Source organism: Rhodopseudomonas parapalustris (assembly GCF_053772255.1).
Map to the genome: position 1 here is coordinate 246,917 of NZ_JAMKBZ010000001.1, position 25,905 is coordinate 272,821.

The 25,905-nt window shown below is 66.7% G+C and carries 26 protein-coding genes and 1 other RNA gene; 10 read left to right on the forward strand and 17 right to left on the reverse strand.

Going from position 1 to position 25,905, the window contains the following annotated elements; translation table 11 throughout:
* Positions 1-272 precede the first annotated feature (272 nt).
* A complete protein-coding gene (locus M9H71_RS01190) occupies positions 273-1,139 on the forward strand; it encodes an N-acetylmuramoyl-L-alanine amidase (protein WP_455403295.1) in 867 nt (288 codons plus the stop codon).
* On the opposite strand, the gene M9H71_RS01195 is transcribed toward M9H71_RS01190, so the two are convergent.
* Both M9H71_RS01195 and M9H71_RS01200 read right to left on the reverse strand, forming a co-directional pair.
* Positions 1,025-2,401 carry an RNA polymerase sigma factor gene (locus M9H71_RS01195; RefSeq protein ID WP_455403296.1) on the reverse strand — a complete coding sequence of 459 codons (1,377 nt, stop codon included), beginning with the start codon at positions 2,399-2,401 and terminating at the stop codon, positions 1,025-1,027. The genes M9H71_RS01190 and M9H71_RS01195 overlap by 115 nt on opposite strands.
* A 7-nt stretch (positions 2,402-2,408) precedes the next feature.
* Positions 2,409-2,765, reverse strand: coding sequence for a YciI family protein (locus M9H71_RS01200; RefSeq protein ID WP_455403297.1), 357 nt, complete (start codon positions 2,763-2,765; stop codon positions 2,409-2,411).
* A gap of 153 nt (positions 2,766-2,918) precedes the next feature.
* Between M9H71_RS01200 and rnpB the strand changes: the two genes are divergently transcribed.
* Positions 2,919-3,345, forward strand: an RNA gene (gene rnpB / locus M9H71_RS01205) — RNase P RNA component class A.
* A 67-nt stretch (positions 3,346-3,412) separates the two neighbouring features.
* Here rnpB and M9H71_RS01210 read toward each other — a convergent pair.
* From M9H71_RS01210 to M9H71_RS01220, 3 genes are all read right to left on the reverse strand, one after another.
* Entirely contained in the window at positions 3,413-5,215 is a 1,803-nt protein-coding gene (locus M9H71_RS01210) for an ABC transporter ATP-binding protein (protein ID WP_455403298.1), read from the reverse strand.
* Positions 5,216-5,511: 296 nt separating this feature from the next.
* Entirely contained in the window at positions 5,512-7,104 is a 1,593-nt protein-coding gene (locus M9H71_RS01215; protein WP_455403299.1) for a DHA2 family efflux MFS transporter permease subunit, read from the reverse strand.
* A gap of 154 nt (positions 7,105-7,258) precedes the next feature.
* On the reverse strand, positions 7,259-8,521 hold the full coding sequence (locus M9H71_RS01220; RefSeq protein WP_455403300.1) for an HlyD family secretion protein: 1,263 nt from the start codon (positions 8,519-8,521) through the stop codon (positions 7,259-7,261).
* Positions 8,522-8,702: 181 nt separating this feature from the next.
* Here M9H71_RS01220 and M9H71_RS01225 point away from each other — a divergent pair, with 181 nt between their 5' ends.
* Positions 8,703-9,350, forward strand: a complete 648-nt coding sequence (locus M9H71_RS01225) for a TetR/AcrR family transcriptional regulator (protein WP_455403301.1) — start codon at positions 8,703-8,705, stop codon at positions 9,348-9,350.
* Positions 9,351-9,362: 12 nt separating this feature from the next.
* Here M9H71_RS01225 and M9H71_RS01230 read toward each other — a convergent pair whose 3' ends face one another.
* Both M9H71_RS01230 and M9H71_RS01235 read right to left on the reverse strand, forming a co-directional pair.
* Positions 9,363-10,610, reverse strand: coding sequence for an extensin family protein (locus M9H71_RS01230; RefSeq protein ID WP_455403302.1), 1,248 nt, complete (start codon positions 10,608-10,610; stop codon positions 9,363-9,365).
* A 123-nt stretch (positions 10,611-10,733) separates the two neighbouring features.
* Entirely contained in the window at positions 10,734-12,689 is a 1,956-nt protein-coding gene (locus M9H71_RS01235) for a methyl-accepting chemotaxis protein (RefSeq protein ID WP_455403303.1), read from the reverse strand.
* A 193-nt stretch (positions 12,690-12,882) separates the two neighbouring features.
* Between M9H71_RS01235 and M9H71_RS01240 the strand changes: the two genes are divergently transcribed.
* From M9H71_RS01240 to M9H71_RS01260, 5 genes are all read left to right on the forward strand, one after another.
* Positions 12,883-13,122 carry a hypothetical protein gene (locus M9H71_RS01240; protein WP_455403304.1) on the forward strand — a complete coding sequence of 80 codons (240 nt, stop codon included), beginning with the start codon at positions 12,883-12,885 and terminating at the stop codon, positions 13,120-13,122.
* 56 nt (positions 13,123-13,178) lie between these two features.
* Positions 13,179-13,817 carry an HAD-IA family hydrolase gene (locus tag M9H71_RS01245; RefSeq protein ID WP_455403305.1) on the forward strand — a complete coding sequence of 213 codons (639 nt, stop codon included), beginning with the start codon at positions 13,179-13,181 and terminating at the stop codon, positions 13,815-13,817.
* Between the two features lie 232 nt (positions 13,818-14,049).
* A complete protein-coding gene (locus M9H71_RS01250) occupies positions 14,050-15,969 on the forward strand; it encodes a B12-binding domain-containing radical SAM protein (RefSeq protein WP_455403306.1) in 1,920 nt (639 codons plus the stop codon).
* Positions 15,966-16,685, forward strand: coding sequence for an SDR family oxidoreductase (locus M9H71_RS01255; RefSeq protein ID WP_455403307.1), 720 nt, complete (start codon positions 15,966-15,968; stop codon positions 16,683-16,685). Before M9H71_RS01250 ends, M9H71_RS01255 begins: the two co-directional genes overlap by 4 nt.
* Entirely contained in the window at positions 16,682-17,578 is an 897-nt protein-coding gene (locus M9H71_RS01260; RefSeq protein ID WP_455403308.1) for an SDR family NAD(P)-dependent oxidoreductase, read from the forward strand. The genes M9H71_RS01255 and M9H71_RS01260 overlap by 4 nt, the downstream gene beginning before the upstream one ends.
* Here M9H71_RS01260 and arsB read toward each other — a convergent pair.
* The 10 genes from arsB to M9H71_RS01310 form a co-directional block, all read right to left on the reverse strand.
* Complete coding sequence (arsB, locus tag M9H71_RS01265; RefSeq protein WP_455403309.1) at positions 17,514-18,566, reverse strand: ACR3 family arsenite efflux transporter; 1,053 nt, start codon at positions 18,564-18,566, stop codon at positions 17,514-17,516. The genes M9H71_RS01260 and arsB overlap by 65 nt on opposite strands.
* A gap of 233 nt (positions 18,567-18,799) precedes the next feature.
* Positions 18,800-19,225: an arsenate reductase (glutaredoxin) gene (gene arsC / locus M9H71_RS01270; protein ID WP_455403310.1), complete on the reverse strand. Its 426-nt coding sequence runs from the start codon at positions 19,223-19,225 to the stop codon at positions 18,800-18,802.
* Entirely contained in the window at positions 19,225-19,752 is a 528-nt protein-coding gene (locus M9H71_RS01275) for an arsenate reductase ArsC (RefSeq protein ID WP_455403311.1), read from the reverse strand. Before M9H71_RS01275 ends, arsC begins: the two co-directional genes overlap by 1 nt.
* Positions 19,745-20,101, reverse strand: a complete 357-nt coding sequence (locus tag M9H71_RS01280) for an ArsR/SmtB family transcription factor (RefSeq protein ID WP_455403312.1) — start codon at positions 20,099-20,101, stop codon at positions 19,745-19,747. The genes M9H71_RS01275 and M9H71_RS01280 overlap by 8 nt, the downstream gene beginning before the upstream one ends.
* Before the next feature lie 54 nt (positions 20,102-20,155).
* A complete protein-coding gene (locus M9H71_RS01285) occupies positions 20,156-20,392 on the reverse strand; it encodes a thioredoxin family protein (RefSeq protein WP_011159097.1) in 237 nt (78 codons plus the stop codon).
* Between the two features lie 11 nt (positions 20,393-20,403).
* Positions 20,404-21,453 (reverse strand): permease, encoded by a 1,050-nt coding sequence (locus M9H71_RS01290; RefSeq protein WP_455403313.1) that lies wholly within the window; start codon positions 21,451-21,453, stop codon positions 20,404-20,406.
* Positions 21,450-21,749, reverse strand: coding sequence for an ArsR/SmtB family transcription factor (locus M9H71_RS01295; RefSeq protein ID WP_455403449.1), 300 nt, complete (start codon positions 21,747-21,749; stop codon positions 21,450-21,452). The genes M9H71_RS01290 and M9H71_RS01295 overlap by 4 nt, the downstream gene beginning before the upstream one ends.
* Positions 21,750-21,822: 73 nt before the next feature.
* On the reverse strand, positions 21,823-22,023 hold the full coding sequence (locus M9H71_RS01300) for a DUF3606 domain-containing protein (protein WP_455403314.1): 201 nt from the start codon (positions 22,021-22,023) through the stop codon (positions 21,823-21,825).
* Between the two features lie 212 nt (positions 22,024-22,235).
* A complete protein-coding gene (locus tag M9H71_RS01305) occupies positions 22,236-22,604 on the reverse strand; it encodes a hypothetical protein (RefSeq protein ID WP_455403315.1) in 369 nt (122 codons plus the stop codon).
* Positions 22,605-22,915: 311 nt separating this feature from the next.
* Entirely contained in the window at positions 22,916-24,364 is a 1,449-nt protein-coding gene (locus M9H71_RS01310; protein WP_455403316.1) for a tryptophanase, read from the reverse strand.
* 271 nt (positions 24,365-24,635) lie between these two features.
* On the opposite strand from M9H71_RS01310, the gene M9H71_RS01315 reads away from it, so the two are divergent.
* Together M9H71_RS01315 and M9H71_RS01320 are read left to right on the forward strand one after the other, a co-directional pair.
* Entirely contained in the window at positions 24,636-25,355 is a 720-nt protein-coding gene (locus M9H71_RS01315) for a L,D-transpeptidase (RefSeq protein WP_455403317.1), read from the forward strand.
* A 159-nt stretch (positions 25,356-25,514) separates the two neighbouring features.
* A complete protein-coding gene (locus M9H71_RS01320) occupies positions 25,515-25,856 on the forward strand; it encodes a hypothetical protein (protein WP_455403318.1) in 342 nt (113 codons plus the stop codon).
* The last annotated feature ends 49 nt before the right edge of the window (positions 25,857-25,905 follow it).

A 25,905-nucleotide genomic window follows, 5' to 3' on the forward strand; every position in this document is an offset into this window, starting at 1 on the left:
ATTTGACACCGGCTGTTCACCCCTCAGTAACGGCGCTTACGCTTAAGAAACCGTTGACGGCTGACCGTTCATTCCGCGCCCGGAGAGATGGCGTTCGCCCCAGCATCTCGCTGCGCGGCAGGATGGGCGGAACCCGGCCCCGTCCACAGAAAATGGCAAAATCGTGAATACTGCGCGTTGCAGGGAAGCACCGGGACTCAGATAGTAAATCGGAAGTTGCAGCCGGCGCCGCTCCGCCTCCCGCCGTGGTCCTGCCAGTATTGAGTCGTCCGATGTTGTCAGGTTCGTTAGCGTCCGTTGGTCCGGAGTCGAAACGTCGACGTGCCCTCCTTTTGCCCAAGGGCATCTCGTCCATGCAGACCTTCACGCCCGACTCGTCGATGGTGTCCGACGTGCTGCCGTCGCCGAATTTCGGCGAGCGCAACAAGGCGCGCCGACCCGACATGATCGTGCTGCACTACACCGGCATGCCCGACGTCGAAGGCGCGCTGACCCGGCTGTGCAAGGCCGGCACCGAAGTCTCGGCGCACTACGTCGTGCTGGAAGACGGCCGCATCCTGCAATGCGTGCCGGAATCCAAGCGCGCCTGGCACGCCGGCGTCGCCTGTTGGGCCGGTGAGGAAGACATCAACTCCTGCTCGATCGGCATCGAGATCATAAATCGCGGCCACGATTGGGGTTATCCGGACTACCCGCTGCGCCAGATCGCGGCGGTGATCGCGCTGTGCCGCGGCATCATCCTGCGCCGCAACGTGCCGCCGCATCGCGTCGTGGGCCACTCCGACGTTGCGCCGGCACGCAAGAAGGATCCGGGCGAGAAATTCCCGTGGCGCTCGCTCGCCGCCTCCGGCGTCGGCCTGTGGGTCGAGCCGGCGCGGATTGTACCCGGCCCCGCGCTGAAGCAGGGCGCCGAGGGCGAGGAAGTGCGTCTGATGCAGCAGGGGCTGGCCGATTACGGCTACCGCATCCCGGTGAGCGGCAGCTACGACCACGGCACCACCGACGTCGTCACCGCCTTCCAGCGTCACTTCCGCTCGGAGAAGGTCGACGGCATCGCCGATGCATCGACGCTGGCGACGCTGCACGCGCTGCTCGAACGGCTGCCGGTCGAGGCCCGCCCGGTCGCCGCGCTGGGCTGACCGCTCTCCTCCGCCCCTTCCAACGCATCGAGTTCGGCGAGCCTTCGGGCGAAGAACCGCCGCAGCGGCTCGAGCTGGGTCGCGGCGGAGGCGATGCGATATGCGACCCGCGCCTCGTCGCGGCGTCCAAGCCGGCGCAGCAGATCGGCACGCACTGCCGGGAGCAGATCGAAGCTGCGCAACCCGCGGCGGGCGTCGAGCGCATCGATCAGATCCAGCGCCCGTGCCGGGCCGTCGACCATCGCGATCGCCGCGGCGTGATTGAGTTCGATCACCGGCGACGGGCTGATCCGCATCAGCACCTCGTACAGGCCGGCGATCTGCTTCCAGTCGGTGTCGCGATGGCTGGCGGCGCGGGCATGCAGCGCGGCGATTGCGGCCTGCACCGCATAGGGCTCCGGCCGGCCCGGCTCGCGCAGCACGGCCTCGACCAGAAGCAGTCCCTCGGCGATCTCGGCGCGATCCCACAGCGAGCGGTCCTGCTCCTCCAGCAGCACGATGTCGCCGCCGGCGGTGGCGCGCCCGGCGCGACGGGCGTGATGCAGCAGCATCAGCGCCAGCAGCCCGCGGATTTCGCGACGGCCCGGCATCAGCGCGTCGAGCAGCCGCACCAGACGGATCGCCTCGCCGGCGAGATCGTGCCGCATCAACTGCTCGCCGCAGGTCGCCAGATAGCCCTCGGTGAACATCGAATATACCACCGCGAGCACGCCGTTCAGCCGCGGCGCGAGCTGGTCGCGCGCCGGCACCTCGTAGGGTATCCCGGCGAGCCGGATCTTCTGCTTGGCCCGCACCAGCCGCTGCGCCATCGCCTCCTCGCCGACCAGAAAGGCGCGCGCCACCTCCGCGGTCGACAGCCCGCATACCGTGCGCAGCGTCAGCGCCACCTGCACCTCCGGCGCGAACGACGGATGGCAGCAGGTGAAGATCAGCCGCAGCATGTCGTCGTCGAGCACCGAGGCATCTGCGGTATCGTCGTCGCGTTCGGCATCGAGCAGCAGATGCTGCGTCAACAGATCCTGCTTGCCGCGAAACGCGACGCTGCGGCGAATGCGGTCGATCGCCTTGTGGCGACCGACCGACACCAGCCACGCGCGCGGATTGCCGGGTGGCGGCTCGTGCCGCCAGCGCTGCAGCGCCTCTGCGAAGGCGTCCTGCAGCGCGTCCTCGGCGAGATCGAAATCGCCGACGAGGCGGATCAGCGTCGCCAGCGCGCGCCCCGCCTCGGTGCGGAACAGGATGTCGATCTCGGCCGGGGTCATCGTGGCGTCAACGGTGATCCAGCATCCAGATCGGCCGCACCTCGACCGAACCGTGGCGCGCCGACGGGATCCGCGCGGCGATCTCGAGCGCCGCGTCGAGATCCTTGGCCTCGATCAGATAATAGCCGCCGAGCTGCTCGCGGGTCTCCGCGAACGGCCCGTCGGTGACCAGGGTCTTGCCGTCGCGCACCCGCACCGTGGTCGCGGTCGACACCGGCCGCAGCCGATCCCCGGCCTTGAACGCGCCGCTCTCGACGATGGCGCGGGTGAAGACCTCGTATTCCTTCATCATCTCACCGTTGATCCGTGTCTCGAGCTGCTCCGCCTCCGCCTCGTTCTCGTAGATCATCAACAGGTACTGCATATCCGTCGTCTCCTGGTTGCCGGCGTCATCCGCCGGCATCTGGTCGAACGAGCCATGCCCGGAACGACAGCGCCACGTTAAAATATTTCGGACCGGGCGCCGAAGACGTTTCGCGCTTGACGATCGCGGCCCGAGCCCGCATGGCTTGCCGCGTCAGTCGGCCGGACGGCCGCTCCGGCAAGCGCCGAAAGGCCGCCGGGGAGGAAAGTCCGGGCTCCATCGACATACGGTGCCGGATAACGTCCGGCGGGGGCGACCCCAGGGAAAGTGCCACAGAGAACGAACCGCTTCCCGCCCTCGGGCGTGGCAAGTAAGGGTGAAAAGGTGCGGTAAGAGCGCACCGCGTCGCCGGCAACGGAGACGGCATGGTAAACCCCACCGGGAGCAAAACCGAATAGGGACGGCATCGCGGATAGTTCGCTCTTCGGGGCGATAACTCCGCAGGGTGATGTCAAACCCGCCGTCCGGGTAGGTTGCTCGAGGCGCTGTGCAAACAGCGTCCCAGAGGAATGGCCGTCGCGTATCACGTCCGCAAGGAGGTGGTGCCCTCCAGAACCCGGCTTACAGGCCGGCTGATGCTTATTCGCGCAAGCGATGCCAACGAGGGGTTCGGCGCCACCACGCCGGACCCCTCGCCCGTTTCCGACTCATTCCGCAGCCGCGATGCCTTCGACCTGCAAGGCCTGGCGCTCGAACAGACCGCGATAGATGCCGCCGACCCGCGCAGCAAGCGTGGCGTGGGTGCCCTGCTCGGCGATCCGGCCGTGATCGAACACCAGGATCCGATCGAGGCTGCGCACGGTGGAGAGCCGATGCGCGATCACGATCGAGGTGCGGCCCTTCATCAGCCGCTCCATCGCCTGCTGGATGAGCGCCTCGGATTCCGAATCCAGGCTCGACGTCGCCTCGTCCAGGATCAGCACCGGCGCGTCCGCCAGAAACGCCCGCGCCAGCGCCACGCGCTGCCGCTCGCCGCCGGACAGCTTGACGCCGCGCTCGCCGACCAGCGTGCCGTAGCCCTTCGGCAGCCGCATGATGAAGTCATGCGCATTGGCGAGCTTCGCCGCCTGCTCGATCGCCGCCATTCCGGCGCCGGGCCGTCCATAGGCGATGTTCTCGGCCAGCGAGCGGTGAAAAAGGATGGGATCCTGCTGCACGATGGCGATCTGGCTGCGCAGCGATTGCTGCGTCACCTTGGCGATATCCTGCCCGTCGATCAGGATGCGGCCGCCGCTGACGTCGTGGAGCCGCTGCACCAGCTTGACGAAGGTGGTCTTGCCGGAGCCGGAGCGGCCGACCAGCCCGACCCGTTCGCCGGCCCGGATCTGGACCGACAGACCGTCATACAGCGGCGTCGGATGGCCGCCATAATGGAACGTGACGTCGTCGAACACGATTTCCCCGCCCTGGATCGCAATCGACGCGGCATCGGCCGCGTCGACGACGCCGATGGCCTCGTCGTGAATCGCCACCAGTTCGTCCATGTCGTTGACCGAGCGCTGCAGATTGTTGATGTGCATGCCGACATCGCTCAGATAGGCGTGGATGATGTAGTAGCTGGTCAGGACGAAAGTGACGTCGCCCGCCGTGGCGCGGCCGGCCATCCACAACAGCAAGGCGCCGCCGATCACCGCGGCGCGGACGCAGAGCAGCACGGCCAGTTGCGCGGTCGAGGTGTAGTTGTAGCGCATCCAGGTGCGCAGCACCCGCGCCCGCCAACGCGTGATGACACGCGCCAGCCGTCCGTCCTCGCGGCTCTCCGCGCCGAACGACTTCACCACCGCATTGCAGGTCAGCGCATCCGCCAGGGTTCCGCCGACCCTGGTGTCCCAGGCGTTGGAGAGCCGGGCGGCGGGCGCGATGAAGCGGATCGAGAACAGCACCGTCATCGCGATATAGACCACCGAGCCGATCCCGATCACCAGGCCGAGCGACGGCCAATGCAGGCCGAGCAGGATCATCGATCCGATCAGCACGACGAGCGACGGCAGCAGCGCCATCAGCAGCGTGTCGTTGAGCAGATCGAGCGCCCACATGCCGCGGGTGACCTTGCGCACCGTGGAGCCGGCGAAGCTGTTGGCGTGCCAGTCGGTGGAAAAACGCTGCACCCGGCCGAACGCCTCGCGCGCCACGTCGGACATGATCCGCAACGTGAACGGCACGATCGCCTGCATCCCGGCGAAACGCATCACCACCGAGATCACCCCGAGCGCTACGATCACACCGAAGGCCACGAAGGCGGCGCGGCGCGCGGCCGGATCGGTCGCACCGGCCGAGACGGCGTCGACTAGATGGCCCGAGAACAGCGGCATGAACAGGTCGGCGACGGTGGCGCCGAGCAGGCCGAAGGCGACCGCGAGGGCTCTGACCGGCTGTTTCAGCCAGTGCCGGAACACAAAGGGCAGCACCGACCGCATCGCGGTTGGTCTCGTCTTGGATTGCGTGGTCATGGCATCATCCCGCCCGCGCTCTCGCAGGGCGGCTCCAAGGTTGACGAGCGGCGGCAGGGCGCGCGCAGACGTCTTTGAAAACAGGAATGCTCTTGTAATCGGAGGGATCGGGAACTAAGCCCGATCAATGCTGGCGGACATCGCCTCTAGCAGGCGGCGCGGGCATCCGGTCGAGACATCGTACGCGGAGGCGCGATCTGCGAACGCATCTTGATCATGCAAATCTCCTCCGGTTCGAGCGACAGAGCGCTAGCTTATCCGGCGCGCAGCGCGTTAGCAACCTCGCACATGGAGCCTCAATGCCCCCCACCGCCCGCCGCGGCCATCGGGTTCGCCGGTTTGGCGAGCAGGAACACCAGCGTGGTCAGGCCGAGGTAGAACACCGTGAGCAGGAAGAAGGCATCGCCGTAGCTCATCACCACGGCCTGGCGGTGGACGATGCTGGTGAGCTGCTTCAGCGCCATCATTGAGGCGTCGCCCATGCCCTGGAAGCGCTGGGTGAAGGTGTTGAGCAGCTCGACCGCCTGGGCGTTGCCCCAGTTCACCTTGTCGTGCAGCCGGGAGATGTGGAAGTCGGTACGGTTGTCCAGCGCGGTGTTGATCAGCGCCAGCCCGAGCGCGCCGCCGAGGTTGCGGGTCAGGTTGAACAGGCCGGAGGCGTTCTTGACCCGGTGAGGCGGCAGCGTGCCGAGCGCGATGTTGTTGACCGGCACCATCGCCATCATCATGCCGACGCCGCGGAAGATCTGCGGCCACAGCAGCTCGTAGAAATCGAAGTCGCGGGTGATCCAGGTCATCTGCCAGGTGCCGCCGGCGAACAGCAATAAGCCGACGGCGACCAGAATCCGCATGTCGACCAGCGCCATCAGCCGGCCGACGATCGGCGCGGTGCAGAACATCGCGATGCCGGAGACGAACATCGTCTCGCCGATCATCAGCGCGCTGTAGCCACGCACTTCAGCGAGATAGCGGGGATAGATGTAGGTCAGGCCGTACAGCCCGATGCCGACGCAGAACTGGAACATGCAGCCGATCGCGAAGTTGCGGTCGGTGAACGCGCGGATGTCGACGATCGGCTCGCGCGCGGTCAGCACCCGCCAGAAGAACGCCACCGCCGACACCGCGCAGACGATCGCGAAAATGAAGATCGACTCGTCGTTGAACCAGTCGTTGCGCGGCCCCTCTTCCAGCACGTATTCGAGCGAGCCCAGGAAGCCTGCCATGAAGCCGAGGCCCCACCAGTCGAAATGATCGAGCAGCTCGTAATGCGGTTCGTCGAAATCGACCAGCGACAGCACGCCAATGGTGATCAGGATTCCCGGCACGACGTTGATGAAGAACAGCCAATGCCACGACATCAGATCGGTGATGTAGCCGCCGACCGTCGGACCGATGGTCGGTGCCAGCGTCGCGACGAGGCCGATGATCGGACCGACCATGTTGAACTTGCTGCGTGGAAACACCGTATAGGCCGAGGCGAACACGGTCGGGATCATGCCGGCGCCGAGGAAGCCCTGGATTGCGCGCCACACGATCATCTCGGCGATCGATGAGGTGAAGCCGCACATCAGGCTGGCGAAGGTGAAGCCGGCCGCCGAGATCGCGAACAGATTACGGGTGCCGAGCGCGCGCGACAGGAAGCCGGACAGCGGGATCGCGATCACTTCGGCAATCAGATAGGCGGTCTGCACCCACGAGACTTCGCTCGACGAGGCCGATAGGCCGGCCTGAATTTCCGACAGCGACGCCGAGACGATCTGAATGTCCAGGATCGCCATGAACATCCCGAACACCATGATCAGGAACGCGATCAGCCGCGTCGCCGGAACGTGCTCGGAGGGCTCGGCGGGCGCCGCGGCTGCTGCGTCAGCGGTGGTCGATGCCGACATGCTCATGTCCTCACGGTCATCCGACCGGGAATGTGGTCAATTCAATCCGGCGATGTCTCGTCATTGCGAGCGGAGCGAAGCAATCCAGGGCCCGGTGCACTGAGCTGGATTGCTTCGTCGCTTCGCTCCTCGCAATGACGATGAGAGCTCGTACTTACTTGCCCGTCCGCGTGTCGACGTCGACATAGACCGACATGCCGGCGCGCAGCAGGTTTTCGCGTGCGACGTCGGCGGGGACGCGGATGCGGACCGGGACGCGCTGCACGATCTTGGTGAAGTTGCCGGTCGCGTTGTCGGGCGGCAGCAGGGTGAACACCTGCCCGGCCGCCGGCGACAGGCTGTCGACGGTTCCTTCGATCTTGCGGCTGGAGAACGCGTCGACCGAGATCGCCACCTTCTGGCCCGGCTTCAGCCGGCGAAGCTGGGTTTCCTTGAAATTGGCGTCGATATACACGCCGTCGAGCGGCACGATATTGGCCATCCGCTGGCCGGCGTTGATGAAGTCGCCGACATTGACCAGGCGGTTGGAGAACACCCCGGTCACCGGCGCCCGCACATTGGTGAAGGCGAGATCGCGCTCGGCCTTGGCCAGTGCGCTCTGCAGCTCGACAAGCTGGGCGCGGGCTTCGGCCTGCTGCGCCTTGGTCACTTCGACATTGTCGCGGGCGGCATCGAACGCGGCCTTGGCGGCGGCCACGGAAGCGACGGTCTGATCGCGGCTCGCCTGCGAGGTCTCGAACACGGCGCGCGAGGCGAAGCCCTTGGTCGAGAGCGCCTGCTGGCGATCGAAGTCCAGCGCGGCGCGCTTGGCCGCGGCCTCGGCGGAGTCGAGCTGCGCCTGCGCCTGCTCCACCGCGCTCTGCTGCGCGGTGATCTGGCGGCCGATCCGGGCGATGGTGGCTTCCTGGGTGCCGATCTTGGCGCGGGCGGTGTCCACCGCGATCTTGTAGTCGCCGTCGTCGATCCGGAACACGACGTCGCCGGCCTTCACCTCGGAATTGTCGCGCGGCAGGATCGCGGCGAGGTGCCCCGAAACCCGGGCGCCGAGCGTGGTGTTGTTGGCGCGGACGTAAGCGTCGTCGGTGCCGACCATGAAGCGGCCGACCAGCATGTACTCGGTGCCGAAATAACCGATCGCAGCCAGCGCCGCGATACCGAGGCCGATCAGCACGAACTTCTTCTTGCTGGGTGGCTTCGCAGCCGTGCCGGGGCGCGCGGCCGGGGCCACCGGCTCGGTCTCGGCTTCGGGCTCGGGCGGATCGGCCAGCTTCAGCGTCGAAGGATCTTCCAGCAGCGAGCGCAGCGCTTCGGCCTGCGACGGCGCGGCCGGATGCGGCGTCGCGCCGGCGGCCGGTACGGCCTCCCCGTTCTCCGGCTCGGAGCGCAGCACGCGGGCAGCTTGGTCGCGTCCGGACATCAGGCTCTCCTGAACTCAGCTTGCAGGACGAAAAATGGCCAGCCCGACGGTAGCCCGAGCTGGCATCCTGATCTACCATTGACCGAACGGTTCGGTCAACTTAATCTCCTGACGGCAGCGTAGCAGGTGTGCGTTTCTGCACACCCTCCACCCCAGTGATTTTACCGGACAGGCTGAACCAATGGTTGCAACAGCATCGGCGGCGCCGATTCACAACGACGAGGACAGCGCCAAACGACGCCAGATCCTCGACGGCGCGCGCGCGGTGTTTCTGGAGTTCGGCTTCGACGGCGCCAGCATGGGCGAGATCGCCCGCGCCGCCGGCGTGTCGAAGGGCACGCTGTACGTCTACTTCGCCGACAAGAATTCGCTGTTCTGCGAGATCGTCGAGCAGGAGAGCTTGGCACAGGGCATGCTGTCGTTCGAGTTCGTCGCGGGCCGCGACATCGAGGCGACGCTGCAAGCGTTCGGCAACGCCTATATCGGACTGATCTGCCATCCGCGCGGCGCCTCGGCGATCCGCACCGTGATGGCGATCGCCGAGCGAATGCCGGACATCGGCCGGCGCTATTACGAGCGGGTGATCGCCAACACCATCGGCCGGTTCGGCCGCTACCTTCAGGCGCAGGTCGCCGACGGCGTGCTCGCGATCGACGACTGCGAACTCGCCGCTGCGCAGTTCATGCAAGCCTGCCAGGCCACCCTGTTTCTGCCGTTCATCTTCCAGACCTCCGAACCGCCGTCCCCGGAGCGGATCGCGCGCGTCGTCGACAGTGCTGCCGCGATGTTTCTCGCCGCCTATCGGGTGCCAAAGGCCGCCCGGAACTGAGCGTCCTTCGAACTAATCGTCTTCGGCCTCGTCGCGGTCGACCTTGTGCCGCGAGGCGTTGCGGCCGATCGAGCCGGTGACGCCGTTCCAGCCGTGCGCGCCGGCATAGGGATTGCGCTGCTGCAGCCGCTGCGCGATCACTTCGCCGGACACCGCGGCCGGCTTGCAGATGGAGCGCTGACTGCGCCGGCGCATCAGATCGACGTGGATGTGATCGTAGTGGTACACGTTCGAGCCCGGTGCCAGAACGGTGGTGAACACCCGGCATGCCGAGTCCTGGACGTCGTGCAGGAACGCCTGCTCTTCCGGCAGGCCGCGCCAGCCATTCTTCACCGAGATGCGGCGGCCGTCGGCCAGCACGAAGCCGGCGATGTCGAGCGCGTTGCCGAAGGCGTGCTCGGAGATGTGCGCGTTCGGATTGCCGTTCATGCCGCGGCAGGAATACGCTGAAATCTGCTTGATCTCGACCACGCGCACGCCGAACCAGCGCATCGCCGAAGGCTGCACCGCTTCCGCCAGCCAGCGATCCAGCGCCGACACGATCGGGCACGCCAGCGTCGCGGTCGGCTTGATCGCGACCGGCCCAACCGAGCCGGTGATGCCGCCCTGCTGGCCCGGCCCGAGCCGCGGCAGCGGCCGCTCGGCATCGTTCGGATAGCGCGAGGTCGGCGAGTAGTTGCGGTCCTGCGGATAGCCGGTGACGTTCTCGGCCGGCGGACGTTCGGCCGCGGACTCGCCGTCGGGCGGCAGATCGCTGTCCGGACGGGCTGTCACCACGCCGGGTGCATTGAGCGAGATCGGTGCGGTGCCGCGGCCATAGGCCGGCGCGCCGGCATCGTTCGGCTGCGCGGCGCCGGAGTTGGCGCCATAGCCGTAACGCGGCTGCTGGTCCGGATAGTTGCGCGGGGCCTGTGAATTGGAGGCGCCGTAAGGACGCTGGCCGGCCGGCCAGCGCGGCTGCTGCGCGGTGCCGCCGATCGCACCCGGCGGGCGCAGGTCGTCGGCATAGCCGATCGCGCCGCTTTCGCCGAGCGCTGCCACCTTCAGCGGAAACTCGGCACCGCAGACGCCGGGGCCGGAGATCGGATCGATCCGCACCAGATCCGGGCCTTCGCGGACCGCGCCCGACTTCAGGCACGCGATCTCGGCCTCGGCCCGCCACGGTTCGCGTTCGGCGATCTGAAACAGACCGCGACCGCATCCCGCAAGCGAGACGAGCACGAAGGAGCCGACGAGATACAAACGAACTCCGCGCGTCATCCGCGCACAGTCCACCAATCTGATTAAAGAGAATTGAACGGTATTCCGGGATAATTTCTTAACCATACCCGGCGCGCGGGCGGCGTCGCTCTGCCACGCGCCGCGCCGGTGCGCCCCGCCCGATCAGGCGGCGCGAACTTCGCGCAGGAAGCTATCGACCTGGGTCCTGAGTGCCTCGCCGCTGCGCGACAATTCGGACGCGGACTCCACCACCTGCGTCGCCGCCACGCCGGTTTCGCGGGCGGCCTCGTTGACTCCGGCGATGTTGCCGGAGACCTCGGAGGTCGAGCGCGAGGCTTCGGCGACGTTGTGGGCGATCTCGCGCGTCGCCGCGCTCTGCTCGCGCACCGCGCCGGCGATCGCCGCGGCGATCTCGTTGATCTGCGCCACCGTGCCGGTGATGCCCGCGATCGCCTGCACCGACGACTGCGTCGCCTGCTGGATCGAATTGATCTGGGTGGTGATCTCTTCGGTCGCCTTGGAGGTCTGCTCGGCCAGTGCCTTGACCTCGGCCGCGACCACCGCGAAGCCGCGGCCGGCGTCGCCGGCGCGCGCCGCTTCGATGGTGGCGTTGAGCGCCAGCAGGTTGGTCTGCGAAGCGATGTCGCTGATCAGCGTCACCACCTCGCCGATCTTCTGCGCCGCTTCGGCCAGCCCCCTGACCTCGTCATTGGTGCGGCCGGCCTGGTCCGCAGCCTCGCTGGCGACTCGCGCCGACTGATCGACGCGGTTGCCGATCTCGGTGATCGAGGCGTCGAGTTCTTCGACCGCGGCCGCGACCGCTTGCGCATTCGAGGTCGCCTGCGACGACGCCGCGGTCGCCGCTACCAGCCGGCGCTCGGATTCCCGCGCGGTGCCGACCATCGAATCCGCGGTGCCGCGCAATTCGGTCGCCGCCGAGCCGACCAGCTCGACCACGCTGCCGACGCCGGTTTCGAACCGCGCCGCCAGCTCGTGCATCGCCTTGCGCCGGTCGTTCTCATGGCTGATGCGCTGCTCGTCCTGCGCGGCGCGCAGACGGCCGGTCTCGATCAGCCCTTCCTTGAACACTTCCACGGCCTGAGCCATCGAACCGATCTCGTCGTGCCGGCCCTTGCCGGGCACCTCGACGTCGTGCCGGCCGCCGCTGATGTCGCGCATTGCGCTTTCCAGCGCCTGGATCGGCTTGGCCATGCCGCGGCCGAGCCAGACCGCGATCGCGGCGGCGACCAGCACGGCGGCAATCGCCGCGAATGCCAGCCACTGCATCGATTGCCGCTCCAGCGCCGAATAGGCGCTGGCGTCGCGCACGATCTGCAGCACCGCGACCGGATCGCCGGAGAACCGCTTGATCTGACCGAATGTGCTGGCGACCGCCTTGCCGTCGGCCTCGCCCTTCTCGATCACCAGTTCGCCGCCGAACGCGCGGCGCAGCGTCGCCAGGTCGGTGGACGGATGAGCCAGGCTCGAGGCGATCACGTTGACCTTGTCGCCGTTGAGCTGAAGGATCGCGACATCGACCCCGAACCGCGACTTCATCCGCTCGACGAAGGCCTTGCCGAACGGCGCGCCGATATCGACGGTGCCGATCACCTTGCCGTCTTCGACCATCGGCGTGGTGCCGAACACGGTGAGATTGTCGAGGCCCGGCTCGATGCCGCCGACCGCCTTGCCGGTGGTCATCGCCTGCACCACCATCTTGCGCCGTGCCGACACGTCGTCGCCGAACTTCTCGGGATTGTGAATCCGGACCAGCGTCGCCGAAGGCGGGACCTGGATCGTATAGAGCGACAGCCCGCGCAGCGAGGTCTGGTCGCGGCCTTGCTTCAGCAGGGTCAGCAGGCCGGCGCGATCCCTGGCCTTGGTCAATTCCCGCACCGGTTGCATCGACGCGATACTATCGCTCAAAGCGAGCGTCGTCCGGGTCTCGGCCTCGGTCGCCGCGGTGATATTGGCGTAGTCGGCGCGTAGTTCGCGCTCGAGCGCGACATCGATCGTCGCCTGCTGCCGCCAGACGCTGAACCCCGCAAGAACCGCGCACGAACCGATCGCGACCAGCGTGATGGCGACGATCATCCGTGCCGAAATCGATTTGAGCATTCCGCGGGTCCTTCTCGTGGCGCTGCTTGTGATCCGTTATGCTCACAACTAATCATAAGGCTACAAGAAGCGGTTAATGCTCCGCCCGTAGAACTACGAAATCAGCCCGCGACAGCACGCCGGGTAAGGTTGATCGGTTAGGTTAAGAACGTAATCGCGTTGACCGGCCCCGTCGGCTCGGTCACCTAACAACATGATCAAAGACGACGACTATGAGCTGGACCGCTTCGGCAATCGTGTGCTGATCGGGCTGACCGCGCAGGAAACCGCGGAATATTTCCGTCTGGAAGAAATTATCCGGAAGAGCATGCCGCTGCCCGAGACCGCGGATAACGAATGGGTCCGCCCCGAACACAGCCGCTGGCTCGACCTCTACGAGAAACACGAATCCGCCCGCCGGCCGTTCCTCAAGAGCAGCAAGACCATGCATTGAGCCTCCGCCACCGTCGTGCTAGCGCTCCCGCAACAATAGTGGGGAGATGGAACGCGATGGTCGAGGCGGTGATCTGGGATTTCGGCGGAGTGCTCACGAGTTCGCCGTTCGAGGCATTTGCGCGGTTCGAGAGCGAGCGCGGGCTGCCGGCCGACATCATCCGCCGCACCAACGCGGCCAATCATTTCGAGAACGCCTGGGCCAAGTTCGAGCGCGCCGAGGTCGATCTCGACACTTTCGATGAGCTGTTCGCGCAAGAATCCCGCGCGCTCGGCGCCGAAGTGCGCGGCCGGGACGTGCTGCCGCTGCTGTCCGGGTCGCTGCGGCCGGAAATGGTGAATGCGCTGAAGATCATCAAGCAGAACCACAAGACGGGCTGCATCACCAACAATCTGCCGGCCAATGCGATCGGCTCGGCGTCGGGGCGGACGCTGTACGTCGCGGAGGTGATGGCGCTGTTCGACCATGTGATCGAGTCCGCCAAGATCGGCCTGCGCAAGCCCGATCCCAAGATCTACCAGATGATGATCGATGCACTCGGGGTCGATCCGAAGCGCTGCGTGTATCTCGACGACCTCGGCGTCAATCTCAAGCCGGCCCGCGAGATGGGGATGACGACGATCAAGGTTGTCAGCGCCGATCAGGCGATTGCCGAACTCGAAGACGCGACCGGTCTGAATTTGCGTAGCGCCTGATCGCCAATCTCCCTCGCCCCTAGTCGGCGGCGTCGCGTCCTGACAGCCGCCGACCGTCATTAGAGATCCGGCGTCCGCGTAGTTTCCCGAGGAGCGCGGCGCTGCTGCTGCGCTTCTACTCATGCCAGAGTGATTGTATTGATTCGTGACGCGCCGCCGCGCTTTCATCAGCGAGCGGCGTCCGTGGTTGCTTTGCGTTCGATTGTTCCTGCAAGCCCGCGAGTCCGCTGTGATGACCAAGGCCGCTGTGATGACCAAGGCCGCTGCGACCATCAGTTCCGCGTCGGATGATCGCGCCCGGATCCGCGCCGAGTTCGACCGCTTCGCCGCTGCTCGCTCGCTGCAACGGCCGAGCGACCTGATCCTGATCCAGCCGGCGCTGGTGCCGCAGAGCTATTTTGACGTCACCACCGCACGCAGCGGCGGCTACTACAACTTCCCGCCGGTTGGCCTGCTCTATCTCGCCGCCGCCGCCCGCGCCGCCGATCCCGCGCTCGGTATCCACCTGATCGACATCAATCATCAGCTACTCAAGGCCGCGCATGGCGAGGCCTTCGACTACGGCCTTTGGCGCGATCTGGTCCGCGATGCGGTCAGGGCCTGCGCCAACCCGCATGTCGGCGTGTCGTATATGTTCGGCACCACCAAGCCGTGTTTCACCGAAGTGATCGACCTGATCCGCAGCGAATTTCCGCAGGTGCCGATCCTGTGCGGCGGCGTGCAGGCGACGTTCGACTATCGGGAGATCCTGGCGAGCGGGCTGTGCGACATCGTCGCCCGCCACGAAGGCGAACAGCAACTGATCGGCTATCTCGGCGCGCTGGCCGGCACCCCGGACGCCGTTCCGGTCGGCATGGCATTCACCGAGGCCGGCGCCATCGTCGAACTCGGCGCACCGCCACCGGATAATCCGGTGAACTGGGACGTCACGCCGTTCTATGACGCGATCCGGGTCGAGGAGTATCACCGCTACGGCGGGCTGGGCGCGTTCTCACGCTATGTCGGCGCCGACAAGCCGTTCGCCACGGTGCTGGCCGCGCGCGGCTGCCGCGCCCGCTGCACCTTCTGCACGGTGCGCAACTTCAACGGCTTCGGCCTGCGGCAGCGCACGGTGCAGGACGTCATCGACGAGGTGAAGCACCTCGTCACCGATCACGGCATCCGCTCGATCGACTGGCTCGACGACGATCTGCTGTGGGACCGGGAGCGCGCGCTGGCGCTGTTCAGGGGCCTCGCCGAGCAGGTGCCGGGGCTGGAATGGACCGCCAGCAACGGCCTGATCGCGGTGGCGATCGACGACGAGGTGATGCAGGCGATGGTGGCGTCCGGCCTGCGCGCCTTCAAGATCGGCGTCGAGTCCGGCAACGACGCGATGCTGAAGACCATCAAGAAGCCGACCACCAAGCCAAAGCTGCGCGCCCGCGCCGAGCTGTTCGCCAGATATCCGCAAGTGTTCGTCTCGACCAATTTCATCATCGGCTTTCCCGACGAAACCTTCGGACAGATGATGGACAGTTACGATCTGGCGGTCGAGCTCGCCAGCGACTGGGCCAGCTTCTACATCTGCCAGCCGCTGAAGGGCACCGAGATGTTCTCGGCGTTCCAGTCGCTCGGCGACGCGCGCACCAAGGAAGAGCGCTACGACAAGACCATCAACCCCGGCCGATCCGCCGAGCGCGGCGAATTCGGCTATCGCTTCGCGCCCGATCGCGTACTGCGCACCGGTTGGGAAGTGTTCGAGATCGACCGCGACAGCGTGCCGGATCTCGAGCAGCAGAAGGAGATCTGGTTCAGTTTCAACCTGGTCGCCAACTTCCTCGACAATCCGAACTTCCGCCCCGGCGGCAATGCCGCGAAGCTGGCGCGCTGGATCGAGGCGATCCACGACGGCTATCCCTACGACGCCTCGATGGCCGCGGCGCTGGCGCACGCTTATCACCTGCTCGGCGACGTGAAACGCCACGCCGATCACCGCGCCGACTTCCTGCGGCTCACCGCAACGTCCGCCTATTGGCAGAACCGCGTCGCGCAGTTCCCCGAACTGCTGGCGCTGGCGCATCTCAAGCAGCCGCCGGGCTGGTTCACCGGCCCGATGCCGCGCGGTTTGACCCGGCCGTTGCCGCAGCCGCAGCACCAACGGGTGCATGCATGAATTTCGCCGGCAAAGCCGCGCTGGTCACCGGCGGCAGCAAGGGCATCGGCTTTGCGATCGCGCAGGCGCTGGCGCAGGCCGGCGCGTCGGTGATGATCTGCGCCCGCGATGAGAGCGAGATCGCGCAGGCGCTGCCGACGCTGCGCAACGGCGTCCGCGGCCGGGTTCATGGTCTCGCATGCGACGTCCGCGACGAGGCCGAGGTGCGGCAGCTGGTCGACCACACCGTCACCGCGTTCGACGGCCTCGACATCCTGGTCAACAACGCCGGGGTCGGCCTGCTCGGGCCGGTCGAGACGTTTCCGCCGGAGCACTGGCGCCTCACGCTCGATACCAACCTCACCGGCGCGTTCTATTGCTGCCACTACGCGATCCCGGCGCTGAAGGCGCGCGGCGGCGGCGCCATCGTCAACATCGGCAGCCGCTCCAGCGTCAACGCCTATGGCGGCGGCGCGGCGTATTGCGCCTCGAAATTCGGCCTGCTCGGGCTGTCGGAGTCGCTGCTGCAGGAGCTGCATCCGTTCGGCATCCGGGTCAGTTGCGTGATGCCGGGCCGGGTCGCCACCGATTTTGCCGGCGAGCCGCCGCAGGACTGGCACCTGTCCGCCGACGATGTCGCGCAGGCGGTGATCGATGTGCTGTCGTTCGCGCCGCGCGCGCTGGCGAGCCGGATCGAGCTGCGGCCGGCACGGCCACCATCGCCGGCGCCGCGATGACCGATCGCGCCGCACTGCCCCTGCACGGCCGCCGCGCGATGGTCACCGGCGCGGCGCAGGGCATCGGCCTCGCGATCGCCCGCACGCTGGCACTGCACGGCGCACAGGTCGTGCTGGTCAACCTCAAGCACGAGTCCGGCGAAGCCGCAGCACGCGCGATTACCGATGCCGGCGGCGATGCGCGCTTCATCGTCGGCGACATGAGCGACGAGGATGCGATTGCCGCGACAGTAGCGGCAACCGCCGCCGCGATCGGCGGGCTCGATATCCTGGTCAACAACGCCGCGCCGACGCAGCGGGCGCGGCCGCCATTTGCCGAGCAGAGCGCCGCACTGTGGGATGCGACCGAAGCGGTGATGCTGCGCGGCTACATGCTCACCGCGCAGGCCGCGCTGCCGCATCTGGCGCAAGCGCGCGGCGCGATCGTCAACCTGTCGTCGGTGCTGGCGCGCAGCGTGGCGCACGAAACCGCCGCCTATCACGTCGCCAAGGCCGGCGTCGAACAGCTCACCCGCTATCTCGCCTGGCATCTCGGCCGCAGCGGCGTGCGGGTCAACGCGGTCGCGCCCGGGGTGGTCGATCGCGATATCGGCGCCAAGCTCAGCGACGACCCGGTCAATCGGACTGTGCTCGAAGCGGCGGTGCCGCTCGGCCGTGCCGCCACCGGCACCGAGATCGCCGAGGTGGTGGCGTTCCTGTGCTCGCCGGCGGCCGGTTACATCACCGGTCAGACGCTGGTGATTGACGGCGGCCTGTCGCTGGGCGAGCCGTTCGGCGTCGCGCGCTGCGCGCTGCGGCCGGAGCCGGAGCCGCTTAACCAGGACTCGCTCAGCCCGGCGTCCGCGCCACAGGCGCGCGCTGATCCGCTTCGTACCAGCGCTTGGAGCGGTTGACGATCGCCACCACTGTCAGCATCACCGGCACCTCGATCAGCACGCCGACCACGGTAGCGAGCGCGGCGCCGGATTCGAAGCCGAACAGGCTGATCGCCGCGGCGACCGCGAGTTCGAAGAAGTTGCTGGCGCCGATCAGCGCCGACGGCCCGGCGACGCAGTGCTGCTCGCCGCTGAGCCGGTTGAGCAGATACGCGAGCCCGGCGTTGAAATATACCTGGATCAGAATCGGCACTGCGAGCAGCGCGATCACCAGCGGCTGCCGGATGATCTGCTCGCCCTGAAAGCCGAACAGCAGCACCAGCGTGGCCAGCAGCGCAACCAGCGACAGCGGCTGGAAGATGCCGAGCAGCCGCTGCAATTGCGCCTCACCGCCAGACGCCAGCGCCCAGCGCCGCAGGCCCTGCGCGATGATCACCGGCACCACGATGTACAGCACCACCGACAGCACCAGCGTGTCCCACGGCACGGTGATGGCCGACAGCCCGAGCAGCAGACCGACGATCGGCGCGAAGGCGAACACCATGATGGTGTCGTTGAGCGCCACCTGGCTCAGCGTGAAATGCGGCTCGCCCTTGGTCAGGTTCGACCATACGAACACCATCGCGGTGCACGGCGCCGCCGCAAGGATGATCAGGCCGGCAATATAGGAGTTGATCTGGTCCGCCGGCAGATACGATCTGAACAGATAGCCGACGAACAGCCACGCCAGCGCCGCCATCGAGAACGGCTTCACCGCCCAGTTGATGAACAGCGTCACGCCGATGCCGCGCCAATGCTCGCGCACGCGCCCGAGTGCGGCGAAGTCGATCCGCACCAGCATCGGAATGATCATCAGCCAGATCAGCGCCGCCACCGGCAGATTGACCTTGGCGATCTCGGCTGCACCGATCGCCTGAAACGCCCCCGGCATCAGATGCCCGAGCGCGATCCCGACGACGATACACAGCGCGACCCAAAGAGTGAGATAGCGTTCGAAGGTGGACATGAGGGGCCCCTTTTGGCGAACCGATGATTTCTTTGATGGGAGCGGCGCGATCCCCCGCACCGACGTCATCCCCGCGTAGGCGGGGATCCAGTATCCCAGAGCGCCCGACTTCAACTACTCACATCGCTGCGCGAACTCAGCGGCGCTCTGGGATACTGGGTCGCCCGGACAAGCCGGGCGATGACGGCGGTGGAGAGGGAGGCGCCGTGCTTCCTCTCCACCTCAAAGAAGCCCTACACCGTCGCCACCCGTCGCCCACTGGCGTCGATCACTTGCTCGCCATCTTCCTTGAAGAACTCACCGCGCTGCGGTGGCAGCAGATCGAGCACTTTTTCGGACGGCCGGCACAGCCGCACGCCGTTCGGCGTCACCACCAGCGGCCGCTGGATCAGGATCGGGTGCGCGATCATCGCGTCGAGCAGTTCGTCGTCGCTGAGCGCCGGGTCGTCGAGCTTCAGCTCCGCATACGGAGTGCCCTTCTCGCGCAGCGCCTGCCGCGGCGTCAGCCCGGCGCGCGCGATCAGTTGGGCCAGCAGCGCGCGGCTCGGCGGACATTTCAGATAGTCGATGACGTGCGGCTCGATGCCGGCATTCCGGATCAGGCCGAGCGTGTTGCGCGAGGTGCCGCAGGCGGGGTTGTGATAGATGACGACGTCCATCACGCCACCTTCGGCCGGCCGAAGCTGACGCCGGCGAGCAGCCCGATCTCCTGCAGCTTGGTGCCGAGCGCGACGCCGTCGAGTATCTTGATCGGCAGCGCGGTGAAGGCGTCGATCCGGTTCTTCAGGAAGCGGAACGCCTGGACGAAGGCGCGCTCCTTATCGAGGTCACTGCCCTCGACCGCGGCGGGATCGTCGATGCCCCAATGCGCGGTCATCGGCTGGCCGGGCCACACCGGGCAGGCCTCGCCGGCGGCGTTGTCGCAGACGGTGAACACGAAATCCATCACCGGGGCGTCGGCAGCGGCGAACTCCTGCCAGCTCTTGGAGCGCAGCCCCTCGGTCGGGTAGTTGCCATCCGCCAGCACTTTCAGCGCGAACGGATTGACGACGCCTTTCGGCTGGCTGCCGGCCGAGAACGCATGGAAACGGCCGCCGCCGTCCTTGCGCAGAATGCTCTCGGCCATGATCGAGCGGGCGGTGTTGCCGGTGCAAAGAAACAGCACGTTGAAGATGCGATCAGACATCGACGGTCTCTTTCGAAGGACAACAGGGGGTCAGGTCGGCGATCAGCGGGGCGCAGATGTCGCTGCGGCCGTCGCAGCAATCCATCAGCATGAACAGCATCAGATCTCGGAACCGCGCCAGATCGGCGCGGTACACGATCGAGCGGCTGTGCCGCTCAGAGGTCACCAGGCCGGCGCGGCTCAGCACGCCGAGATGCACCGACATAGTGTTGGCCGGCACTCCCACCGCTTTGGCGAGGTCGCCGGCGGCGACGCCGTCCGGCTCGCGCCGGACCAGCAGCCGGAACACCGCGAGGCGGGTTTCCTGCGACAGGGCCGACAGAGCATCGAGGGCTGCATTTGCTTCCATGATTCATGAATAATGGAAATATCAGCACAGGTCAAGTCCTGTCTCCGCCTCCGGTCAGCTCGACAGCCAGGCCGCGATGCTCTCGGCCTTCGGCAGCCCGCCGGCATGCACCACCTTGCCGTCCACCACCACGCCCGGCGTCGAGGCGATGCCGAATTTGGCGATCTCGGCGTAGTCGGTGACCTTCTCCAACCGGATCGGCACGCCGAGGCGGTCAGCCTCGCCCTGCACCAGAGCGGCGGTTTCGATGCAGCGCTTGCAGCCCGAACCCAGCACCTTGACGTCCTTCATGGCCTTCTCCTTCAGCCGAACAGGAAATTGAACAGATAGCCGACCGCCAGGATGCCGAGGCCGACGACGGCGACGAATACGGCGATCAGCCGGACCGTCAGCACCTTGCGCAGGATGATCAGTTCCGGCGCCGACAGCGCGGTAACGCTCATCATGAACGCCAGCGTGGTGCCGAGCGCGGCGCCTTTGCCGAGCAACGCCTCGACGACCGGAACAATCCCAGCGGCGTTGGAGTACATCGGGATGCCGATCGCCACCGCGGCCGGCACCGACCACCACGCCTCGCGTCCCATGATCCCGGCGAGCACCCCCTCCGGCACCCAGCCGTGAATGCCGGCTCCGATCGCAATGCCGGCGATGATCCACGGCCACACCCGTCCGACGATGTCGCGCACCGCCTCGACCCCGGCGTCGATCCGGTCCGATACACTGAGGCGTTCGGCTGCGAGCGGCGCCGCCTCGGTGCGCAGCGCCCGCACCCAATCCTCCAGCCAGCCTTCGAGATGCAGCCGGCCGATCACCATGCCGGCGACGATCGCGACCGCGAGGCCGAGCAGCAGATACAGCAGCGCCACTTTCCAGCCGAGCAGCGCCAGCAGCAGCCCGAGCGCGACCTCGTTGACAAGGGGGGCGGAAATCAGGAACGAGAACGTCACCCCGAGTGGCACGCCGGCACTGACAAAGCCGATGAACAGCGGCACCGCCGAGCACGAGCAGAACGGCGTCAGCACGCCGAGCCCGGCCGCGGCGACATTGCCGACGCCCTCGCGCCGCCCGGCGAGCAGCGCGCGGGTGCGTTCAGGCGAGAAGAAGCTGCGCACCACGCCCATCGCGAACACGATCAGCGTCAGCAGCATCAGCACCTTCGGGGTATCGTAGATGAAGAACGCCAGCGCCCGCGCAGTGCCGCCCGCCGGATCGAGCGGAAGCTGACGCACGATCCATTCCGAAGCCGGCGACAGCGCCGCATAGACCACCACCCACAGCACCACCAGCAGGACGGTGACGAGCAGCTTGGTGGTCAGTGGGCGAGGTTTCCCGGTGAAGTCGCTGGCGGTCATGCGGCCCTCGCGCGGCGCTTGCGCCGGAAGGCGAGCGCGGCCTCGACCAGCGCCACCGCTTCGGGCGACAGATTCGGAGAGCGCCGATAGCGCACCCATTGCGCATCGCGCCGATCGGTGACCAGGCCGGCGCTGCGCAGCACCGCCATGTGCCGCGACATCCGCGACTGCGTCGCGCCGAGCACGCGCATCAATTCGCAGACGCAGTGCTCCTCGCCGTCCCACAAAAGCCGCAGCGCCGCGAGCCGGGTCGGATCGGCAAGAGCGGTTAGATACGAGAGCGCTTCAGTGTCCATCGCCACTATATGCGCCTATGCGCATAACCGGTCAAGCGAGGACACACCGATGCCGGAGGCACACGCCTCCGGCTCAGCCCTTCTTCGCCAGCCGCTTCTCAATCGCCTTGCGGCTGTTGCCGACCTTCTTGATCGCCTTCTTCACGGCGGGCGCCGAGCGGCCGGTCTTCTTGGCTTCGTAGCGGACTTCGTAGTCCTGGCCGGCGGCGACCAGCGCACGGTCCTGATTGCGCCCGCGGGTCGTGGTGGTCGTCGTCGCTTTCTTCGCAGCCATGGTGACCTCCTGGTGTTGCCTGTTGCGGCAACGCATTCAGGAATCGCAGGTTCCGGAGACGATGCGGCCCGCGGAACGGATTAGGCCTGCGATTGCCCTCACTAGCCGTGGCCGGGCACGTCGCGCCCGCGGGGCCGAAGTCGCTTCGGCCCCGCGAAGGTCCGGTTGTCACGATGCGGATACCACAACCAGCACTGGCATGACACGCAAGCTCACCGGCGCGGGATATTCGCCATGATCCGCGCGGCCTGCGCGTTGGCAGCTTCGCGGTCGACCGCATCGAGCTTGCCGCAATCGGTCTTGAGATTGAGCGTATCGGAAGAATCAACCTTCGGCGAACCGGACCCGACGATCACCATACGCCAGGCACAGCCAGTGATCGGATTGGTGCGAATGGCGCCGTCGCATCCATCGCGCAGGCAAAACGCGACGTTGCGCTGGCCTTGATAATCGCCGCGCCATGCGAGTGGGTACCACTTACGGAACTGCTTCAGCGAGATGTTGCACCAAGTGTCAGATGCTTCGCAGCTCAGTTCATAGTCCGCAGCCTTCTGCGCCGCCGCCGGTGTGCCGATCAGCAACGCCGCGAGACAAATAAGCAACAATCGCATGATGAAATCCCCCTGCCCGAATGCGACGCAGGATAGTGCCGGAGTGCAGCCGTGAGAACTCCTAGAGTCGAGATTTCGGTTAACGGCAGACCGATAACTTCGCTATTCAACGAGCAGCTCAGGTCGGCGCGGACGGGGAGGCGCCGACGCGCTGCTGCGGGTGTTACGAGGCCTATCGGCTATCATTGCGAGGAGCGAAGCAACCAAGCAATCCAGGCTTGTTGAACGGTGCTCTGAATTGCTTCGCTCGCAATGACGATCAGAAGCCGTCGCGTGGAGCCTTACAGGCTGTCGCCGAAATCCTCGCGGAATTTCGCCACCAGTCGGTTCTGCCAGTCCGACACCGGCTTCAGCAGGCCGTAGAAGAACCGCAGCACTTCAGGCTCCTCGACGAAGGTCAGGCCCTCGATCAGCTTGCGGTTGGCGTACAGCCAGGCGATGCGGTCGACCGCATATTTGACCTGCGACAGCGTGAACACCCGGCGCGGCATGGCGAGGCGCACCAGCTCCATATTGGCGTAGATCTCGCTGCCGTCCGGCTCGCGCTGTTCGGACAGCGTGCCGCGCTCCATGCCGCGGATGCCGGACGCGATGTACAGCGCCGCCGCCAGAGCGCCGGCCGGATATTGCGATTGCGGAATGTGGTCGACGAAGCGCTTGGCGTCGATGTGGCAGCCGAGGCCGCCGGCCGGCGTGATCACCGGAACGCCCCGCTCGACGAGCTGATCGACCATATAGGCGATGAACTGCGGCCCCTGGTTGATCATCTCCTCGTCCATGGTCTCGTCGAGGCCGACGGTGAGCGCTTCCATCTCGCGCACCGACATGCCGCCATAGGTGAGGAAGCCTTCGTACAGCGGCACCAGCGGGCGCATCTTCTCGTACATCGCGCGGTCGCGGATGCAGATGCCGCCGCCGCGGGCGCAGCCCAGCTTGCGCGCCGAGAAGTAGACGATGTCGCACAGGTCGGCGGTGCGGCGGGTGATCTCGCGGATCGAAAGCGTCTTGCAGTGATCCTCGCGGGTCTTGTTGAAATACAGATTGTCGGCCAGCAGGCTGGCGTCGAGCACCAGCGGAATGCCGTGCTCCTTGCAGACGTTGCTGACGTCGGCGAGGTTCTGCAGCGACACCGGCTGACCGCCGATCAGGTTGGTGCCGCTCTCCATCCGCACGAAAGCGACATTGGCGGCGCCGACCTTCTCGATCACCGCGCGAAGCTTGGCGATGTCCATGTTGCCCTTGAACGGGACGGCGCTGTTCACTTCGAGGCCGGCGTCGGACACCAGCTCCTCCACCGTGCCGCCCAGAAGGGTGATGTGCGCCTTGGTGGTGGTGAAGTGATAATTCATCGGCACCACCTTGCCGGGCGAGACGAACACCTTGGCGAGGATGTGCTCGCAGGCGCGGCCCTGATGGGTCGGCAGGAAGTAGTGCATGCCGAAGATCTCGCGCAGCTTGTCTTCGAGCCGGGTGTAGGTGGCGCTGCCGGCATAGCTGTCGTCGGCGGTCAGCATCGCAGCCTGCTGGCGGTCGCTCATCGCGTTGACGCCGGAATCCGTCAGCATGTCGAGGAAGACATCGTCGTTCTTCAGCAGGAAGGTGTTGTTGCCGGCCTCGGTGACCTTCTCCAGCCGGCGCTCGATCGGCGGCAGGCTCAGCTTCTGCACGATCCGCACCTTGTGCATCTCGAGCGGCACCGCCTCGTTGCCGAAAAACTTCACTGTCGCCATGTCGCAAGCTCCCCCGACCGTTCTCCCGCACCGCGCGGGGGCCTTGGCTTATCGGGCAGGCGACTATTCTGAATTGCGCTTGATCAAACGGTTCGGCGCGCTGCCGGACGGCCGTGGGCGCCGACAGGCGAAACAATTCCCTACCGCGACGAAACCAAATCCAGGCTGCGGCGAAAACGTCCGGAAACGGATGGTGGCGTACTGGTAACGCCAACAAGTCGCCGCAAAGGCGTCGAGGCGAACGAACAGAGCACCCACAGGGGGACCGACCATGATCCGTTTTCCGCGTACCAGCCGTGCCGCCGCGGTCGCTATCGTCGCGATCGGGACCATCGCCCTTGCCGCGCCTGCCAATGCGGCGCAGCCGCTGCCCTTCCCCTTCCTGCCGTTCCTGCCGCAACCCACGGCGATGCAGCCGCTGGGCTACGCGCCGGTCGAACAGGCCGCGCCGCAGGTGCAGGCCGCGCCGCAGGACGATGAGGACGGTGCCACCGCCGAGCTGCCGGCCCGGCTGAAGCGCCAGATCGTCGCCTACCAGAGCCGCGAGGCGCCGGGCACCATCATCGTCGATACGCCGAACACTTATCTCTATTACGTGCTCGGCGGCGGCCGCGCGATCCGCTACGGTATCGGGGTCGGGCGCGATGGCTTCACCTGGTCGGGCGTCAAGTCGGTCGCCAAGAAGGCAGAATGGCCGGATTGGACGCCGCCGCCGGAGATGATCGCCCGCCAGCCCTATTTGCCGCGCCACATGGCCGGCGGACCCGGCAATCCGCTCGGCGCCCGCGCGATGTATCTCGGCGGTACGATGTATCGCATCCACGGCACCAACGCGCCGTCGACCATCGGCACCCACGTCTCGTCCGGCTGCATCCGGCTGACCAACGAGGACGTCAAGGATCTGTATGCGCGGGTCAGCGTCGGCGCCAAGGTGATCGTGCTGCCCGACAATCGCCGCGCCGCGGATGCCGGCAGCGGGCGACGCGGCTGAGCCCACCACGCCTTCCGCGATAAGTTGATTGCAACGCGCGGCCTGCTCGAGGTCGCGCGTTGTCGCGTCTGCTGTCAGCTAACCGTCAGCACCTCTGAACTAACACTCCGGCTGATCGCGGCGGCGTGCCTTGGCGCCGCGACAAAGGGGGGTGATCTGATGGACCAGACGATTGCACTCAATGTCATGCTGTCGCGGCGGCGGCACCTGCTCAGGATGGCGAGGCTCTTGCTGGCTGCGGGCTGCGCCGCGGCCGCCACGCCCGGACAGGCTCAGCCGGCCGGATGTTCGGTGGTGATTCCCCGCAAATCGTCGCAGCAGGACGCCCGCTTCGTCGCGGTCGCGACCTCGACGCGACGCTGCGGCTCCTGCCGTTTCTATCAGGCGCCGGACCAGTGCCTGGTGGTCGAAGGCCCGGTCGGCGCAGATTCGGTGTGCAATTTATGGGCACTGCGCGGCGGAGCGCTCGGCTGCGCGCCCGACGGACCGGTCAGGCTGTAATCTTCGGCAACACGCCGTACCATCTCCAGCGCCGTGTTCGGCAACATCG

What these genes read in the sequence shown, in the direction of transcription:
- arsC (WP_455403310.1), bottom strand. Translation starts at nt 19,225, where the DNA reads ATGGACGTCGTCATCTATCACAACCCCGCCTGCGGCACCTCGCGCAAC.
- M9H71_RS01250 (WP_455403306.1), top strand. Translation starts at nt 14,050, where the DNA reads ATGACCAAGGCCGCTGTGATGACCAAGGCCGCTGCGACCATCAGTTCC.
- M9H71_RS01320 (WP_455403318.1), top strand. Translation starts at nt 25,515, where the DNA reads ATGGACCAGACGATTGCACTCAATGTCATGCTGTCGCGGCGGCGGCAC.
- M9H71_RS01245 (WP_455403305.1), top strand. Translation starts at nt 13,179, where the DNA reads ATGGTCGAGGCGGTGATCTGGGATTTCGGCGGAGTGCTCACGAGTTCG.
- M9H71_RS01225 (WP_455403301.1), top strand. Translation starts at nt 8,703, where the DNA reads ATGGTTGCAACAGCATCGGCGGCGCCGATTCACAACGACGAGGACAGC.
- M9H71_RS01255 (WP_455403307.1), top strand. Translation starts at nt 15,966, where the DNA reads ATGAATTTCGCCGGCAAAGCCGCGCTGGTCACCGGCGGCAGCAAGGGC.
- M9H71_RS01230 (WP_455403302.1), bottom strand. Translation starts at nt 10,610, where the DNA reads ATGACGCGCGGAGTTCGTTTGTATCTCGTCGGCTCCTTCGTGCTCGTC.
- M9H71_RS01315 (WP_455403317.1), top strand. Translation starts at nt 24,636, where the DNA reads ATGATCCGTTTTCCGCGTACCAGCCGTGCCGCCGCGGTCGCTATCGTC.
- M9H71_RS01220 (WP_455403300.1), bottom strand. Translation starts at nt 8,521, where the DNA reads ATGTCCGGACGCGACCAAGCTGCCCGCGTGCTGCGCTCCGAGCCGGAG.
- M9H71_RS01280 (WP_455403312.1), bottom strand. Translation starts at nt 20,101, where the DNA reads ATGGAAGCAAATGCAGCCCTCGATGCTCTGTCGGCCCTGTCGCAGGAA.
- M9H71_RS01240 (WP_455403304.1), top strand. Translation starts at nt 12,883, where the DNA reads ATGATCAAAGACGACGACTATGAGCTGGACCGCTTCGGCAATCGTGTG.
- M9H71_RS01195 (WP_455403296.1), bottom strand. Translation starts at nt 2,401, where the DNA reads ATGACCCCGGCCGAGATCGACATCCTGTTCCGCACCGAGGCGGGGCGC.
- M9H71_RS01275 (WP_455403311.1), bottom strand. Translation starts at nt 19,752, where the DNA reads ATGTCTGATCGCATCTTCAACGTGCTGTTTCTTTGCACCGGCAACACC.
- M9H71_RS01210 (WP_455403298.1), bottom strand. Translation starts at nt 5,215, where the DNA reads ATGACCACGCAATCCAAGACGAGACCAACCGCGATGCGGTCGGTGCTG.
- M9H71_RS01285 (WP_011159097.1), bottom strand. Translation starts at nt 20,392, where the DNA reads ATGAAGGACGTCAAGGTGCTGGGTTCGGGCTGCAAGCGCTGCATCGAA.
- M9H71_RS01300 (WP_455403314.1), bottom strand. Translation starts at nt 22,023, where the DNA reads ATGGCTGCGAAGAAAGCGACGACGACCACCACGACCCGCGGGCGCAAT.
- M9H71_RS01260 (WP_455403308.1), top strand. Translation starts at nt 16,682, where the DNA reads ATGACCGATCGCGCCGCACTGCCCCTGCACGGCCGCCGCGCGATGGTC.
- M9H71_RS01295 (WP_455403449.1), bottom strand. Translation starts at nt 21,749, where the DNA reads ATGGACACTGAAGCGCTCTCGTATCTAACCGCTCTTGCCGATCCGACC.
- M9H71_RS01200 (WP_455403297.1), bottom strand. Translation starts at nt 2,765, where the DNA reads ATGCAGTACCTGTTGATGATCTACGAGAACGAGGCGGAGGCGGAGCAG.
- M9H71_RS01310 (WP_455403316.1), bottom strand. Translation starts at nt 24,364, where the DNA reads ATGGCGACAGTGAAGTTTTTCGGCAACGAGGCGGTGCCGCTCGAGATG.
- M9H71_RS01215 (WP_455403299.1), bottom strand. Translation starts at nt 7,104, where the DNA reads ATGTCGGCATCGACCACCGCTGACGCAGCAGCCGCGGCGCCCGCCGAG.
- arsB (WP_455403309.1), bottom strand. Translation starts at nt 18,566, where the DNA reads ATGTCCACCTTCGAACGCTATCTCACTCTTTGGGTCGCGCTGTGTATC.
- M9H71_RS01235 (WP_455403303.1), bottom strand. Translation starts at nt 12,689, where the DNA reads ATGCTCAAATCGATTTCGGCACGGATGATCGTCGCCATCACGCTGGTC.
- M9H71_RS01290 (WP_455403313.1), bottom strand. Translation starts at nt 21,453, where the DNA reads ATGACCGCCAGCGACTTCACCGGGAAACCTCGCCCACTGACCACCAAG.
- M9H71_RS01190 (WP_455403295.1), top strand. Translation starts at nt 273, where the DNA reads ATGTTGTCAGGTTCGTTAGCGTCCGTTGGTCCGGAGTCGAAACGTCGA.